The sequence below is a fragment of the Mycobacterium sp. DBP42 genome, assembly GCF_005924235.1.
Classification (GTDB): domain Bacteria; phylum Actinomycetota; class Actinomycetes; order Mycobacteriales; family Mycobacteriaceae; genus Mycobacterium; species Mycobacterium syngnathidarum.
Genome location: NZ_VCMY01000040.1, coordinates 27,396 through 42,577, shown reverse-complemented (window position 1 = coordinate 42,577; position 15,182 = coordinate 27,396). Strand labels below are relative to the sequence as shown.

Genomic DNA, 15,182 nt, shown 5'->3' with positions numbered 1-15,182 from the left:
CTCCCTTAACCCGACAGGTTGAAGTTTCCGTTGGAGCCGTAGACGGACAGTGACACCAGCAGGGTCACCGAGACCACGACGATCAGCGACGTACGTACGGCATTGCCGACGGCCACCCCGACCCCGGAGGGCCCGCCGGAGGCGAAATAGCCGAAATAGGTATGGATCAGCAGGATGGTGATGGCCATGAGGACCGCCTGCAGGAACGACCACAGCAGGTCGATCGGATTGAGGAATGTCGTGAAGTAGTGGTCATAGAGGCCACCCGACTGCCCGAGCAGCACCACGGTGGTGAACTGGGAGGCCAGGAAGGACAGGATCACCGCGATCGCGTACAGCGGGGTGATGGCGATCATCCCGGCCACGATGCGGGTGGACACCAGGTACTCGACGGGCCGGATCGCCATGGCTTCCAGCGCGTCGATCTCCTCGTTGATCCGCATGGCCCCGAGCTGGGCGGTCACGCCGGCGCCGAAGGTGGCGGCCAGGCCGATACCGGCCACCACCGGGGCCGCGATCCGGACGTTGATGAAGGCTGCCAGGAAGCCCGTGAGTGCCTCGATGCCGATGTTGCCCAGCGACGAGTAACCCTGGATAGCCAGCACACCACCGGTGGCCAGGGTCAGGAACCCGACGATCACGACCGTGCCACCGATCATGGCCAAGGTGCCTGCACCCATGGAGATCTCGGCGATGAGCCGGACCAGTTCCTTGCGGTAGTGCATGGCCGCGTGCGGAGTGCCCGCCAGCGCCTTGAGATAGAACAGCGTGTGATCGCCGATCCGGCTCAGCGTCGATACCGGCTTGTTGAACTGCCGGGTCACCCGCGGATAGGTCGACCGCAGGATCGTCATCGTTCCCATTGCGTCCCCTGCCTCACGCCGTCAACCGGATACCGATGGCCGTAACGACCACATTGATCACGAACAACGCCATGAAGGCGTACACCACGGTCTCGTTCACCGCGTTACCCACTGCCTTGGCGCCGCCGCCGCTGATCGTCAGCCCGCGGTAGCAGGCCACCAGCCCGGCGATCAGCCCGAACAGTGCCGCCTTGACGCAGGAGATGATCACCTCGGGCACCCCGGTCAGCAGCGTGATCCCGGCCGCGAACGCGCCGGGGTTGACGTCCTGGATGAACACCGAGAACACGTAGCCGCCGAGGATGCCGATGATCACCACCAGGCTGTTCAGCAGCAGCGCCACGAGTCCCGAGGCCAGCATCCTGGGAGTCACCAGGCGCTGGATCGGGTTGATGCCCAGCACCTCCATCGCGTCGATCTCCTCGCGGATCGTGCGTGAGCCGAGATCCGCGCACATCGCGGTGGCCCCGGCGCCGGCGACGATCAGGACCGTCACCATCGGGCCCAACTGGGTCACCGCACCGAAGGCCGCACCCGCGCCCGACAGGTCGGCGGCACCTAACTCTCGCAGCAGGATGTTCAACGTGAAGCTCACCAGCACGGTGAACGGAATCGCCACCAGCAGCGTCGGTGCCATCGACACCCGCGCCACGAACCAGCACTGCTCCAGAAACTCGCGCCCCTGAAACGGCCGCTTGAAGATGAACCGGAAGGCATCCAGCGACATCGCGAACAACGCTCCGACCGCCTGCATCGGACCCGAGAGGTTGCGTAGCGATACCCCGGTCGACCACTTATCCGCCATGAGCGCTCCTGTCCCGGCTGGTGGCTGCCGGCGCCGCGGTCGGTGCAGCCTGCGGAGCCAACAGCGTCGTGTCGTACCCGGTACCTGCCAACCGGCTGGCCGGGCACCCGATCTTCACCGAAACCATCTGGGGTGCAATGCCTTTCACGTACCAGCGCGATACCGAGCCGTTCGGCTCGAAACTGGCCGGCAAATGCGAGGTGCGCTCGGACATTTGACGCACCTCCTGCCTTCCGCGGATCTTGTTGACCCCACCGGACCTACCGATGAAGCCGGACAGACTCGTCCCCGCGACCGCCCCCCGACTGCCTGATGCTATCGGACCTGCTATCTGTCGCGAGGGCAAATAACGCAGAACTTGCTCCCGTAGTTGACAATTGGGACCGGTCCCGGTGGACGGTTGCACCGTGCGACCGTCCACGCCGTGGGCTGCAACGGCAGCCGCTGACGACGGGCGGAGTGCGACGGTGGCGATCAATGGCATCGGGACGGCAGCCTAGGTGACAGCGCCGGCGGTCTTGAGTTCGATGATGCGATCCCAGTCCAAACCCAGTTCGCCCAGGATGTCATCGGTCTGCTCGGCGAAGCCCGGCGCCGGCCCGGTGCTCGGCGCCGTGACGTCGAATTGCACCGGGTTGGCCACCAACTCGAGCTCGCCGGCCTGCACCAGGTACTCGTTGGCCCGGATCTGGGAATCCTGTGCCGCCTGCAGGGTGTCCTGCACCGGGGCCCACGGACCGGCCAGCGTGGCGAATCGCTCGCTCCACTCTGGCAAAGTGCGTTTCTTCATCGCCTCGGTGAGGATCTCGACCGCGTCGGGCGTGTGTTCCGCGAACGATTCGGCAGTCGCAAACCTCGGGTCGTCGATGTAGCTCTCGAGGTCCATGTGCCGGCAGACGTCGGCCCAGAACTTGGTGGGCTGCATCATCACGAACGAGATGTAGCGGTCGTCCGCCGTCCCGTAGAGACCCACGAGCGGGTTGATCGGCGAGCCGTGCACCCCGGGCGGCGGTGTCACCATCAGTTGGTTCAGATGCTGGGTCAGCGCCACGGTGTGACCCATCGACCACAGGCCGCTGCCCAACAGCGACACGTCCACGATCGATGGCTCACCGGTCCGCTCGCGCTTGAACAACGCTGCCGTGATCCCGCCGGCCAGGTTGGTGCCCGAGATGGTGTCACCGTAGGCGGGCCCCGGGGGCGCGATCATGCCCTCCATGCCGGCCGGCGTGATCGTCGCGGCGGTGCCGGCCCGGCACCAGAATGCGGTCATGTCGTAGCCGCCCTTGACCGACTCCTCGCCGCGGGGGCCGAGGGCACTGCCGCGGGCGTAGATGATCTTCGGGTTGACCGCGCGGATGTCCTCGACGTCGATGCCGAACTTCTGCCGGTGCCCGGGCAGGAAGCTGGTGAGGAACACATCGGCCTTCTTGGCCAGCTCGAGCAGGACCTCGCGGCCTTCAGACACGGACATGTCCAGCCCGATGCTGCGCTTGCCGCGGTTGGCATGCTCGATGTTCGGGTTGGGATCGCCCTCGACGCGCAGCGGCCCGGTCTGGCGCAGACCACGCTGCGGGTCACCGGTGACGGCGTGCTCGACCTTGATGACGTCGGCACCCCACTCCCCCAGCACGGCCCCGGCTGAGGGGACGAAGCCGTACATCGCGACCTCTAGGACGCGGACGCCTGCCAATGGACCACCGGCGGTCATGACAGCACCCGGGCGAACGTCTTGGCCTCCAGGAACTCTTCGAGTCCGGCGGCACCCATCTCCCGGCCGATACCCGACTGCTTGTATCCGCCGAACGGACTGTCGGGACTGAAGTAATTGCCGCCGTTGATGGAGAACGTCCCCGTCCGGATGCGACGGGCCACCGCCAGCGCGCGGTCCTCGCTGCCGAACACCGCGCCGGACAGCCCGTAGATCGAGTTGTTGGCGATCCGCACCGCGTCGTCGTCGCCCTCGTAGGCGATGACGGCCAGCACCGGTCCGAAGACCTCTTCCTGGGCGATCTCGCTGTCGGGGTCGACATCCGCCAGCAGCGTCGGCGTGTAGAAGTAGCCGGGGTCGACCTTCTCGCCACCGGTGACCAGCGTGGCACCGGCCTCAACGGCGCGCTTGACCATGCCGTCGACCTTGTCGCGCTGCTTCTCGCTGATCAGCGGCCCCATGTAGGTCTTGGGATCGGTCGGATCGCCATACCTCACCAGGCCGAAGTTGTTCTTGATCAGCTCGACGATCTCGTCCTTGTGTTTGGCCGGCACCAGCAGCCGCGAGGTCAGCGCACAGCCCTGACCGGCGTGGGTGACCATGCTGAACGCCGAGAACAGTGCGGCGGTGTTGAAGTCGGCGTCGTCGAGCACGATCGCGGCCGACTTGCCACCGAGCTCCAGGAACACCTTCTTCAAGGTCTCGCTGGCCGCGGCCATGATGCGCCGGCCGGTCGGCGTGGAACCGGTGAAGGTGACCATGTCGACGTCGGGACTCGTGGTGAGCACCGCACCGACCTCTGGGTCGGCACCCGAGAGCACATTGACGACGCCGGCCGGGATGTCGGTGTGATTGGCGATCAGCTCGCCGAGCGCCAGCGTGATCAGCGGGGTGTCCGGAGCCGACTTGAGCACGACGGTGCAACCGGCAGCCAGCGCGGGCGCGAGCTTGGCCAGCGCCAGCTGGTTCGGATAGTTGTAGGCGATGATCGCGGCCACCACGCCGCCGGCTTCCTTCTCCACCCACCGGTGATGCTGCATGCCGCGGCTCTCGATGTTTCCGAGGTCCTCGGTCAGGGGGTAGGTCTTGAGCAACTCGGCGTAGTACCGCACGATGTCGATCGGACCGTCCAGTTGCGCGCCGGCACACAGCGCCGCGGTGGCGCCCACCTCGGTGGTGGTCAGTGCGGCCAGTTCGTCGCGATGCTCGATCAGGGTCTGGTGCAGCTGCTCCAGGCAGTGGATCCGCAGTTCCGTGTTGGTGGACCAGTCCGTGTTGTCGAATGCCTCGCGGGCCGCGGCGACCGCAGCCTGCGCATCGGCGACGGTGGCGTCGGGTGCGTAACCGAACACCTCACCGGTAGCTGGATTCACGGAAGGAAACGTCCGCGGCGTCTCGCGCAGCTCTCCGCCGATCAACAACTTCCGGTCAGCCCGCTGTTCTTGCGCGATGGTCGGCGCTTCCTGCTGCATCATCCTCCTCAGGCGATTCCCTACTGTGATGGAAACTGCATTCTCATCACCGGCGAATCATACATTCGCTCGATGAGAACTCAAGTGAAAGCTAGATCAGCTAGTCATGCCCTGTTCGCTGCGAATCCACCATCCGCGCAGGCGGCATGCAGGTTGGGCCCAGATCTTGCGGCGAGAGCCAATCCGAGAGTACGGTTCTCATAATCGGAAGGATGATTCTTGAGCCTTGAGAAAGCCCGGCGGCGCCCGGCGACCGGAGAACTGTCATGAAGAACGCCGTTGTCACCGGAGGAGGTTCGGGCATCGGGGCGGCCATCGCCGCTCGGTTGCGCGCCGACGGCCTCAACGTCGCAGTCCTCGACCTGCAGCCATCAGATGACGAATTCGCACACGTCGCCGACGTCACCGATCGGGCCGCGGTCGACACCGCACTCGATGCGGTTCGCGCCCAACTCGGCCCGATCTCGGTGCTGGTCAACGCCGCCGGCCTGGACTGCTTCAAGCGCTTCAGCGACGTCTCGTTCGAGAAGTGGCAGCAGATCATCGACGTCAACCTCAACGGTGTATTCCACTGCATCCAGGCCGTGCTTCCCGACATGCTCGAAGCCGGCTGGGGCCGCATCGTGAACATTTCCTCGTCGAGCACGCATTCGGGTCAGCCCTTCATGTCGCCTTATGTCGCGGCGAAGTCAGCGGTGAACGGCCTGACCAAGAGCCTGGCGCTGGAACTCGGACCGAGCGGGATCACGGTCAACGCAGTGCCGCCGGGCTTCATCGACACCCCGATGCTGCGCAAGGCCGCGGGCAAGGGCTTCCTCGGCGACACCGACAAGCAGATCGAGCAGACCCCGGTGCGGCGCATGGGCAAGCCGGAGGACATTGCCGCCGCTTGCGCCTTCTTCGTCTCCGAGGAGGCGGGCTACATCACCGGCCAGATCCTCGGGGTCAACGGCGGCCGCAACACCTGACGCGTAAGCGACGCACACAAAACATCATTGAAGCGAAAGGACACATGCAGTGGGACGGGTAGAGGGCAAGGTCGCATTCATCACCGGCGCGGCACGTGGTCAGGGCCGCAGCCACGCGATCCGGCTGGCCGAAGAGGGCGCCGACATCATCGCGGTCGACATCTGTAAGAACTACGACACCGTCGGCTATGCAATGGCGACGGCAGAAGATCTCGCAGAGACCAAGAACTATGTCGAGAAGACCGGCCGGCGCATCGTCACCGCCCAGGCCGACGTCCGCAACGAGGCCGAGTTGCGCTCCGCGCTGGAGTCGGGGCTCGCGGAATTCGGCAAGCTCGACATCGTCGTGGCCCAGGCCGGGGTCGCAGCGATGAAGGGCCAGCCCGCGATGCAGGCCTGGACCGACGGCATCAACACCAACTTCGTCGGCACCATCAACGCCATCCAGGTCGCACTACCGCACCTCAAGGAAGGCGCCTCGATCATCGCGACCGCGTCGGCCGCAGCTCTGATGGACGCCCACAGCAAGCCCAACCCCGGTAGCGATCCGGGCGGCATGGGCTACATGGTGTCCAAGCGGCTGATCTCCGAATACGTCCACGCACTGGCCACCGAACTGGCCGTGCGCGGCATCCGGGCCAATGTCATCCACCCCACCAACTGCAACACCAACATGTTGCAGAGCGAGCCGATGTACCGCTCGTTCCGGCCGGACCTGGAAAACCCCACCCGCGCCGATGCCGAGCCCGTGTTCGGCGTGCAGCAGGCCATGAAGGTCAACTTCATCGAGCCCGAGGACATCAGCAACGCGGTGCTGTGGCTGGCCTCCGAAGAGGCCCGTTACGTCACCGGCATGCAGCTGCGGGTCGACGCCGGCGGCTACCTCAAGTGGTACGACTACCACGTCTGATGCCGTATCCAGTGATTGGAAAGGAGTTGGCGCAGTGAAGGTTTCGGTCGATTCCAGTAGGTGCCAGGGCCACACCCTGTGCTCGATGATCGCGCCCGACTCGTTCGAACTCGACGATGTCGACGGCCACGCGTCGCCGGTTTCCGAGGTGGTGCCCGCCGACCAGGAGGACGCGGTCCGGGAGGCAGCACAGTCCTGCCCCGAGCAGGCCATCCTCATCGAGGAATGACGACGGCCAATCAGGCCGGCCAATGACAAAGGGAGACAACGCCGTGAGTATCGACCGCGATGTCGTTACCGACGACGACCGCAAGAAACACAAGATCCATTTCGACCGGCACACCCCGGAGTACCGGGAGCAGTTCCAGGACATCACCGAAGAAATGCACGCCAAGTGCCCGATGGCCTGGACCGATGTCTACAACGGGCACTGGATCGCCGCCGACAGCAAGCACGTGTTCGAACTGGCTCGCTGTCCAGTGGTGTCCAACCACCACGACATCAGCGGTGAGACCCCCTTTCAGGGCATCACCATCCCGAAGGCCAGCCGTGCCACCGTCGTTCGCGGCGGCATCCTGGAAATGGACGAGCCCGAACACAGCGCCTACCGCGGTGCGCTGAATCCGTATCTGTCTCCCGCGGCGATCAAGCGCTGGGAACCATTCGTCGACGAGATCACCCGCGCCGCACTCGATGAGCACATCGAATCCGGCGAGATCGACTTCGTCGAGCATCTGGCCAACGTGGTGCCCGCGGTGTTCACCCTGGCCATGATGGGTATCGAGCTCAAGAAGTGGAACGTCTACAGCGAGCCCACCCACGCGTCGGTGTACACCCCCGAGCACTCCCCCGATCGCGAGAAGATCAACGAGCAGCACCGCGAGATGGGCATCGACATCATCAACAACATGATGGAGATCCGGGAGACACCTCGGCCGGGTCTCGTCAATGCCCTGCTGCAGTTGCGCATCGACGGTGAGCCGGCACCGGATATGGAGATCCTGGGCAACCTCGGCCTGGTCATCGGCGGCGGGTTCGACACCACCACCGCCCTGACCGCTCATGCCCTGGAATGGCTGGGCGATCATCCTGACGAGCGCGAGCGGCTCAGCCGGGAGCGCGACACCCTGCTGCACCCGGCGACCGAGGAGTTCCTGCGGTTCTTCACCCCGGCACCCGGGGACGGGCGCACGTTCGCCGAGGACGTCGAGGTTGCGGGGCACCAGTTCAAGCAGTACGAGCGGCTGTGGCTGTCCTGGGCGATGGCCAACCGCGACCCGTCGGTGTTCGACAAGCCCAACGAGATCGTCCTGGATCGGAAGGGCAACCGGCACTTCAGCTTCGGTATCGGCGTGCACCGCTGTGTGGGTTCGAACGTGGCTCGCACGGTGTTCAAGTCGATGCTCACCGCCGTGCTGGACCGGATGCCGGACTATGTGTGCGACCCCGAGGGCACCGTGCACTATGACACGATCGGCGTCATCCAGGGCATGCGGAACCTTCCCGCGCGGTTCACCCCGGGCAACAAGCTCGGCCCCGGCCTGGACGAGACCCTGGAGAAGTTGCAGCGCATCTGCAATGAGCAGGAGTTGGCCCGGCCGATCACCGAGCGCAAGGAAGCCGCCGTCATCGACTGAGGCCGCTTTCGCGAGGACGCCTTGTCCGTCTGCCGCCTGTTAACCTCGAATGAGGTCGGGTCCGGCAAACGTGCAAGGCGTCGCCTTTTCGGGCGTACAACATGGGGGTTCCAACACGTGATCAAGTCTTCTTACAAGTACATCGCGGCCGCCATCGGCGGTCTGGCGCTGTCGGTTCCGCTGGTGCCGGGTGTGGCGTCTGCCCAGCCGGATTTCAGCGGCGTCGTCAACACCACCTGCAGCTACGAGCAGGTGATGGCGGCGCTCAACGCTCAGCGGCCCGACCTGGCTCAGCAGTTCAACGCTTCCCCGTTCGCTCAGGGCGCGCTGCGTAACTTCCTGGCCTCGGGGCCTGCCGAACGTCAGCAGACGGTGGCGCAGCTGCAGGCCAGCCCGGCCGCCCAGCAGTACTTCGGGCCGATCAACATGATCGCGGGCAGCTGCAACAACTACTGATCGGTCAGCCGGTCTTGACGGGCATCCGGGCCCAGCCCCGCACGCTTGAGGTGTGTGCTCGGTCCGCGTGGTCGTAGTCGACCTCCCAGTCGGACCAGCGCTTCAGCACTTCTTCGAAGGCCACCCGCGCCTCGACCCGAGCCAGTGCTGAACCGAGGCAGAAGTGCAGCCCCTGACCGAAGCTCAGATGGCTGCCTTTGCGGTGGATGTCGAACCGGTCCGGATCGGTGTAGCGGGTATCGTCCCGGTTGGCCGAGCCATTGAGCAGCAGCATGTAAGAGCCTTCGCTCACGGTCTGCCCGTACAACTCGACGTCGCACGCCACGTAGCGCGCCTGCACCGGTGACGGCGGCTCGAATCGCAGTGTCTCTTCGACCGCCGACGGGATCAGGCTGGGATCAGCGGCGAGCTCGTGACGCTGGTCTGGATGCTCACCGAGCAACTGCCCCATGAAGCCGATGAGCCGGGCGGTAGTTTCACCGCCGGCCCCGGCAATCATCGCCGTGTAGGCCAGAACTTCGGTGCGGTCCAGGCGCCGGCGGGTACCGTCCGGTTCATCGACCTCGGCGTTGAGCAGGTCTGTCATCAGGTCATCGGAGGGATGGGTAGAGCGCCATTCGATGTATTCGGCGAACTCCGCGAGCGACTCGGCGAAGATCGTGGCGCTGACGTCGCCGGCGTTGTCGCCCACCGAGATGTTCTTGTCGGTGCGTTCCCGGATCTTCTGCTGCCCGTCCTCGGGAATCCCGAGCAGGTAGCCGATTGTGCGCATCGGCATGATCGCGCCGAGGTCGACGACGAAGTCGAATCCGTCGGCTTCCATGAGGGCATCGAGCGCGTGAGAACAGAATCCGCGGACCAGATTCTCGACCGCCAGCATGCGGCGCGGGGTGAAGACCCGGGACAGCAGGCGCCGGTGCAGATCGTGTAACGGTGGGTCCTCGAACAGCAGGATGCCCGGCGGCACCTCGATACCGCTGAACAGGATGTCGGCGGTGGTGCCACGCCCGGACCGGTAGGTCTGCCAATCGGGCAGGGCAGCGGCGACGTCGTCGTAGCGGCTCAGCGCGTAGAAGTTGTACCTGTCGTTGTAGTACAGCGGGGCTTCTTCGCGCATCCGCCGCCACACGGGGTACGGATCATCGTCGATCGTGAAATCGAATGGGTCGTAGTACAACTCCACCGTCGAGTCGGTGCTCATCGTCGTCCTACCTTCCAATCATGTGGAGTGTCCCTGCGATTCGCTGTCGAACGCTATTGGGGCTGGTTCGGCACACCAGGGAAGAGCTGCTCGCTCGGGCCGACGTTCACCCAGCCACCGAGCTTGGTGATCAGATGGGGTGCGAACACCGAGGCGTAGGCCGCGTGGCCGATCACGATCACGGCGAGCACTGACAGGACGCCCGATTGCAGCCTCGTCTTCGCCAACTTGTCGGCCCAAATCTCGATCACGTTGCGGCCCTGCGAATCAGTACGCCCCAGTAGGTAGGTGAACAGCATCATCTGCAGGCCCATCGCGATGGAGTCGTAAATCGGGTACTGGTGTATGGTCCCCGACCACACCGCCAGACCCTCGATGACGTAGCCGTAGTAGAAGAGGCCGAGCCGGGCACCGACGATCGCGTTGAAGGCGAAGGCCCAGAGAAACCCGACACCGAAACCAACCAGCAGCAATGTCTGTGGTCGCCGCCAGTTCCATCTCCGGCTCGCCCAACGGCCAAGTGCCGCACCGATGATGGCAGGCAGCACGAAGTACCCCATGTAGCCGACCGGAACCGCCGAAGGCAGTCCGCCCCAGGTCAAGTTGAGTGGCCACCACGACGGCATCCGCGGCAATTCCGGCGGGAACTGCGCGTATACCGCCCAGTCGTACGGTGCCTCGATCCAGGAGAACGACAGCGCCGAGATGCACAGCAGCAGCAACGGGTGCAGCCGTCCGCGTCGCACACTCAAGTAGATGCCGACAGCCAGGAACCCCAGGCCGCTGATATAGGCGAACGCTACGCCGGCGTTGATCAATAGCTGCAGGCTCACTGTCCTAGCTCCCGGTCCGACACCTGCTGCGCCTCGGGCGGCGTACGACGCGCCTCCGGGTCGAAATACAGCACCAGACCGACGATCAGAATGATCAAGCCAAACAGGGTGCCCAACATGATCATTGCGCCCACTTCCACCCCCTCGGGATACGTTGTGCCAGTTTTAATAGTGGACACTATTATTTTGCGCCGGTCAAGGTCGCCTATCGTGAAGCTGATTGCCAGCGCTGGTCTGGGGAGATAGGAGAAAACAAGCCATGCCCCAGGGACGTTCGGCACCAAAGCGACCGCGCGGAGAGGCGCGCCGACTGTTGCTCCGCGCAGCTCGTGATCTGTTCTCCCGGCAGGGCTACCGCAGCACCACCACCCGGGAGATCGCTCACGCCGCCGACGTCAGCGAATACCTGTTGTTCCGTCACTTCGGTTCCAAAGCCGGGCTGTTCCGGGAAGCTCTGGTGCTGCCCTTCACGGACTTCGTCGACGAGTTCGGCCAGACCTGGCAGGCCGTGGTGCCGGAAGAAACCGACGAAGAAGAGCTGACCCGGAAATTCGCAGGCCGGCTCTTCGATCTTCTCGTAGCCCATCAAGGCCTGCTTCTGACACTCGTCGCGTCCGACGGCCTCAGTGCCGAAGAGATCGAAGGTACCGGTATCGCCGACATCGGACGTGCCCTTGGCCTACTCGGTCAGATCAGCGCGGAAGGCATGCAGATGCGCGGAATGAGGTCGACGCAGCCCGACCTGCCGGCGCACTCGGCTGTGGCGTTGATCGTCGGCATGGTCGCCCTGCGGTCGACATTCTTCGGCGATAGCCCCCCGTCCCGAGAAGCGATCGTCGACGAACTCGTCCAGGCACTGTTGCACGGTTTTCTGCACCGCCCCGCGCGATAGACTTACTGAGGGCCGTTGGGCCACTTGAGCAGTGAACCGGCATCGACACGGATGTGCTGGCCCGTGATGTAGCGACTGTCGTCGCTGGCCAGAAACACACCCAGATTGGCCATGTCTTCCGGCTCGATGTACGGGATCGGCATCGCCTGGAACAGATTGAAGAGCGGCTCGGCATCTTCACGGGTTGCCGTCTTGCCGGCGGCCTTGAGATCGGGGCGAAACACCCCGTACATGCCCTCGTTCTGCAGCAGGTGCGTGTTGCAGTTTGTCGGGTGGATGGCGTTGACCCGAATCATCCTCGGCGCCAGGTGAAGACACATCTCGTCGACGTACTCCATGACGATGCGCTTGCTCCAGCCGTATCCTGCACCGCCGGGGCCCATGTCGGGACTGGTGGTGGTGCCGCGGATCATCCCGGCAGTGGAACCGGTGACGATGATGGATGCGCCGGCGGGCAGATGCGGGATCGCCACCGCCACGGTGTTCATCACACCCAACAGGTCGACGTCGGAGGCATCGACAAAGCCCATCGGATCGGGGTTGCCCATGGCCATCGGCAGGATTCCGGCGTTGGCGACCACGATGTCGATCCTGCCGAGATCGGCCAGACCCGCCTCGACCGCATCGCGCAGTTCGTGGCGCTCGCGCACATCGGCCACCCGGGCAACCACTCGGCGGCCGAGTTCCTTGATCTTGCGTTCGGTCTCGGCCAGATCCTCGGGGGTGGCCAACGGGTAGGGGTTGGACGGGATGTCACGGCAGATGTCCACCGCGATGATGTCGGCGCCCTCCTTGGCCATCGCCACCGCATGTGCCCGGCCCTGCCCGCGCGCCGCACCGGTGATGAAAGCGACCTTGCCGTCGAGCTTTCCGGTCATGTACGACTCCTTAGTCTGATGCCGGCCGGGTTCAGCCGAGTGGGGTGAACGTGATGTGTAGTTCGGCGAGACCACGCATGATGAACGTGGGTTCGTAGGTGTAGTCGCGGTTGTCGACCGGCCCGTGATGCTCTTCGGAGATCGTGATATCGCTCATCCGGTCGAGGATCCGATTGAGCGATATCCGGCCCTCCGCACGGGCCAGCGGGGCACCGGGGCAGGAGTGAACACCACGGATGAACGCGATCTGTTCCCGCACATTGCTGCGGTCGGGCTGAAATGAGTTGGGTTCGAGGAACTTCCGCTCATCACGGTTACACGCGCCGGGAAGCACCATGACGGTCGTACCCGCCGGAACCTCGACAGCACCGATGCTGGTGGTCTTGCTGGCCATCCGGAAGTGCGACTTGACCGGGCTTTCCATCCGCAGCGCCTCCTCTAGGAACGCCGGAATCTTGCCGCGGTCCCCGCGCAGCATCTCTTCGAATCCCGGGTTGTCTCCGATGAACCGGACCGCCGAGCTGACGAGCTTGGTGGTGGTCTCCGTACCTGCCGCAAACAGGAATGTCGACAGGTTCATCACGTCTTCGATATCAGGCGTCGAACCGTCCTCGTACTTCGCCTGCGCCAGCCCGGTCAGCACGTCCTCGCGTGGCGCGCGCCTGCGGTCCTCGATGTAGCCGTAGAACTTCTCGTTGAGCCACTGCAGGGGGTTGTGCGTCGTCGGCGCTTCCTTGCCGAGCTCGCCGACTGTCTCCAGCGCGAACGCCGCCTTGAATTCCTCGTGATCCTCGGCCGGGACCCCGAGCAGATCCGCAATGACCAGCAGAGAGAACGGTTTCGCGTAGTCCGACAGGAACTCACAGCCGCCCTTGTCGATGAAGGTGTCGAGCTGCTGATCGGCCAGCCGCCACATGAAGTCCTCGTTCTCCTTGAGGCGCTTCGGCGTTATCAGCTTGTTCATCAGCCCCCGGGTCCGGGTGTGCAGCGGGGGATCCTGCGAGGTGATGTGCTCGGCCATCGGAACTGCACCGCGGTGTCGTTCGATCAGGTCGGTGACGTCGTCACTGTCGCCCGGCCCGAAGGGCATCCCGGAAAACGGGCCCGCTACCGACACGCACGATGAGAACGCCGGATCCTTGTAGACGGCCAGCGCCTCGTCGTAGCCGGTGACGGTGACGACGTTGAACGGGGTGGCCTGGGTGACAGGGCATTTGGACCGCAAGTGGTCGAAGTATGGATACGGGTCGGGAATCAATGCCGGGTCGGTGAAGAAATCCACCGTCTCGAAGTCGGTCATCTCACGCTCTCCTGATGGCTTTCGTTGCGCGGGGTTGTCATCCGAACAGAACCGGCAGCGACGTCGGTGACCGGAAGATCTGCCCGCGGATGTGCGGGTCGTCTCCGTCCGGGTCCAACCGCAGGTTGGGCAGCCGGTCCAGCAGAAGGTTGACGGCAGTACGCATTTCGAGCCGCGCCAGATGCATGCCCAGGCACACGTGCACGCCGTGACCCCAGGCCAGGCTGCCCTTGGCGGTGCGGAAGATGTCGAACTGGTCCGGGTTCTCCCACCGATCTTCCTGTCGATTCGCCGAACCGAGCATCGGCATCACCGAACAACCTTCGGGAATGTGCACCCCACCGAGCTCGGTGTCGCAGGTGGTGGTACGCGTGATGGTCAGCAGTGGCGGGTTCCACCGCACCGCTTCCTCGATGGCCTGCGGCAGCAATGACCGGTCGGCCTTGACGGCACCCAGCTGCGTTGTGTCCGTGAGCAACCCGAACAGCAGGTTGCCCAGGGACCGGTAGGTGGTCTCCACGCCGGCAGGCAACAGCAGCCGCAGGAACGAGAAAATCTCTTCATCGGTGAGCTTTTCGCCGTCGATCTCGGCCTCGGCGAGCAGACTGATCATGTCGTCCTTCGGCTCGGCACGGCAGGCCTGCAGGATCGGCGCGAAGTACTCGCACAACGCGGCCGACGCCGCCAGCCCGCGCTCCGGGTTCATGATCCAACTCAGCAGCGAGATGGACCACCGCTGGAATTGCGGATAGTCCTGCTCGGGCAGTCCCAGCAGCCCGGCGATGATGCGGCTCGGATAGTCGAACGTGAATTCCTTGACCAAGTCGACCTTGCCCTTGGCCGCGAACCTGTCGATGAGCTCGTTGGCAACGCGACCGACCAGCTCGTCTTCCCAACGCGCCAAGGCCTTTTGCGAGAACGCCTTCGACACCAGCGAACGCAGCCGGCCGTGCACCGGTTCGTCCATACCCAGCATCACCCGGTCGCCGAGCACCGGACCGAACGCCGCGATGACGCCTGACGACGAGAACGTCAGATTGTCGCGCAGCATCTGCTGGGCATCCTCGTAGCGATACACGATGAAGACGGGCTTACCCGCCTCCCCCGGCATCGCCGACATGTCGATCCGCTGGACCGGTTCCTCGCGCCGAAGCCTGGCGAGCTCCGGGAACGGATCCCGGACGTCTCCCGAGACGGCGTCGTCGAACGAGCCGAAGTCCTCGAGGTCGTCAAATAGCTGCGACAAAGTTCTCCCC

Annotated in this window: 17 protein-coding genes; 7 read left to right on the top strand and 10 right to left on the bottom strand. The window is 64.6% G+C overall.

Translation table 11 applies throughout. The features are described from left to right. Positions 1-5: 5 nt before the first annotated feature. Entirely contained in the window at positions 6-863 is an 858-nt protein-coding gene (locus tag E0T84_RS25725; protein WP_036448723.1) for an ABC transporter permease, read from the bottom strand. A gap of 13 nt (positions 864-876) precedes the next feature. Next, entirely contained in the window at positions 877-1,668 is a 792-nt protein-coding gene (locus tag E0T84_RS25720; protein WP_070188406.1) for an ABC transporter permease, read from the bottom strand. Positions 1,669-1,688: 20 nt separating this feature from the next. Here E0T84_RS25720 and E0T84_RS25715 point away from each other — a divergent pair, with 20 nt between their 5' ends. Next, on the top strand, positions 1,689-1,886 hold the full coding sequence (locus E0T84_RS25715; RefSeq protein WP_070188405.1) for a hypothetical protein: 198 nt from the start codon (positions 1,689-1,691) through the stop codon (positions 1,884-1,886). A gap of 278 nt (positions 1,887-2,164) precedes the next feature. Here E0T84_RS25715 and E0T84_RS25710 read toward each other — a convergent pair whose 3' ends face one another. Together E0T84_RS25710 and E0T84_RS25705 are read right to left on the bottom strand one after the other, a co-directional pair. Then, a complete protein-coding gene (locus tag E0T84_RS25710) occupies positions 2,165-3,379 on the bottom strand; it encodes a CaiB/BaiF CoA-transferase family protein (protein WP_075910156.1) in 1,215 nt (404 codons plus the stop codon). Beyond that, positions 3,376-4,854, bottom strand: a complete 1,479-nt coding sequence (locus E0T84_RS25705; protein WP_070188403.1) for an aldehyde dehydrogenase family protein — start codon at positions 4,852-4,854, stop codon at positions 3,376-3,378. Before E0T84_RS25705 ends, E0T84_RS25710 begins: the two co-directional genes overlap by 4 nt. 263 nt (positions 4,855-5,117) lie before the next feature. Between E0T84_RS25705 and E0T84_RS25700 the strand changes: the two genes are divergently transcribed. From E0T84_RS25700 to E0T84_RS25680, 5 genes are all read left to right on the top strand, one after another. After that, entirely contained in the window at positions 5,118-5,819 is a 702-nt protein-coding gene (locus E0T84_RS25700) for an SDR family NAD(P)-dependent oxidoreductase (RefSeq protein WP_070188402.1), read from the top strand. 49 nt (positions 5,820-5,868) lie between these two features. Beyond that, positions 5,869-6,729: a mycofactocin-coupled SDR family oxidoreductase gene (locus tag E0T84_RS25695; protein WP_138745903.1), complete on the top strand. Its 861-nt coding sequence runs from the start codon at positions 5,869-5,871 to the stop codon at positions 6,727-6,729. Positions 6,730-6,763: 34 nt separating this feature from the next. Continuing rightward, on the top strand, positions 6,764-6,958 hold the full coding sequence (locus E0T84_RS25690) for a ferredoxin (RefSeq protein ID WP_070188400.1): 195 nt from the start codon (positions 6,764-6,766) through the stop codon (positions 6,956-6,958). 43 nt (positions 6,959-7,001) lie between these two features. Beyond that, entirely contained in the window at positions 7,002-8,366 is a 1,365-nt protein-coding gene (locus E0T84_RS25685; protein WP_075910163.1) for a cytochrome P450, read from the top strand. A gap of 117 nt (positions 8,367-8,483) precedes the next feature. Further along, positions 8,484-8,822, top strand: a complete 339-nt coding sequence (locus E0T84_RS25680; RefSeq protein ID WP_138745902.1) for a hemophore-related protein — start codon at positions 8,484-8,486, stop codon at positions 8,820-8,822. A gap of 4 nt (positions 8,823-8,826) precedes the next feature. On the opposite strand, the gene E0T84_RS25675 is transcribed toward E0T84_RS25680, so the two are convergent. The 3 genes from E0T84_RS25675 to E0T84_RS31950 are packed head-to-tail and all read right to left on the bottom strand — an operon-like array spanning position 8,827 to position 10,990. Further along, on the bottom strand, positions 8,827-10,023 hold the full coding sequence (locus tag E0T84_RS25675) for a cytochrome P450 (RefSeq protein WP_138745901.1): 1,197 nt from the start codon (positions 10,021-10,023) through the stop codon (positions 8,827-8,829). Between the two features lie 53 nt (positions 10,024-10,076). Then, positions 10,077-10,856 carry a spirocyclase AveC family protein gene (locus tag E0T84_RS25670; RefSeq protein ID WP_138745900.1) on the bottom strand — a complete coding sequence of 260 codons (780 nt, stop codon included), beginning with the start codon at positions 10,854-10,856 and terminating at the stop codon, positions 10,077-10,079. Then, positions 10,853-10,990, bottom strand: coding sequence for a hypothetical protein (locus E0T84_RS31950; protein ID WP_171055173.1), 138 nt, complete (start codon positions 10,988-10,990; stop codon positions 10,853-10,855). Before E0T84_RS31950 ends, E0T84_RS25670 begins: the two co-directional genes overlap by 4 nt. Positions 10,991-11,115: 125 nt before the next feature. On the opposite strand from E0T84_RS31950, the gene E0T84_RS25665 reads away from it, so the two are divergent. Then, positions 11,116-11,748 (top strand): TetR/AcrR family transcriptional regulator, encoded by a 633-nt coding sequence (locus tag E0T84_RS25665; protein ID WP_138745899.1) that lies wholly within the window; start codon positions 11,116-11,118, stop codon positions 11,746-11,748. A gap of 2 nt (positions 11,749-11,750) precedes the next feature. On the opposite strand, the gene E0T84_RS25660 is transcribed toward E0T84_RS25665, so the two are convergent. The 3 genes from E0T84_RS25660 to E0T84_RS25650 are packed head-to-tail and all read right to left on the bottom strand — an operon-like array spanning position 11,751 to position 15,172. Next, positions 11,751-12,626 (bottom strand): mycofactocin-coupled SDR family oxidoreductase, encoded by an 876-nt coding sequence (locus tag E0T84_RS25660; RefSeq protein ID WP_138745898.1) that lies wholly within the window; start codon positions 12,624-12,626, stop codon positions 11,751-11,753. A 31-nt stretch (positions 12,627-12,657) separates the two neighbouring features. After that, entirely contained in the window at positions 12,658-13,926 is a 1,269-nt protein-coding gene (locus E0T84_RS25655) for a cytochrome P450 (RefSeq protein ID WP_138745897.1), read from the bottom strand. 37 nt (positions 13,927-13,963) lie between these two features. After that, positions 13,964-15,172: a cytochrome P450 gene (locus E0T84_RS25650; protein WP_070945071.1), complete on the bottom strand. Its 1,209-nt coding sequence runs from the start codon at positions 15,170-15,172 to the stop codon at positions 13,964-13,966. Positions 15,173-15,182: the final 10 nt, after the last annotated feature.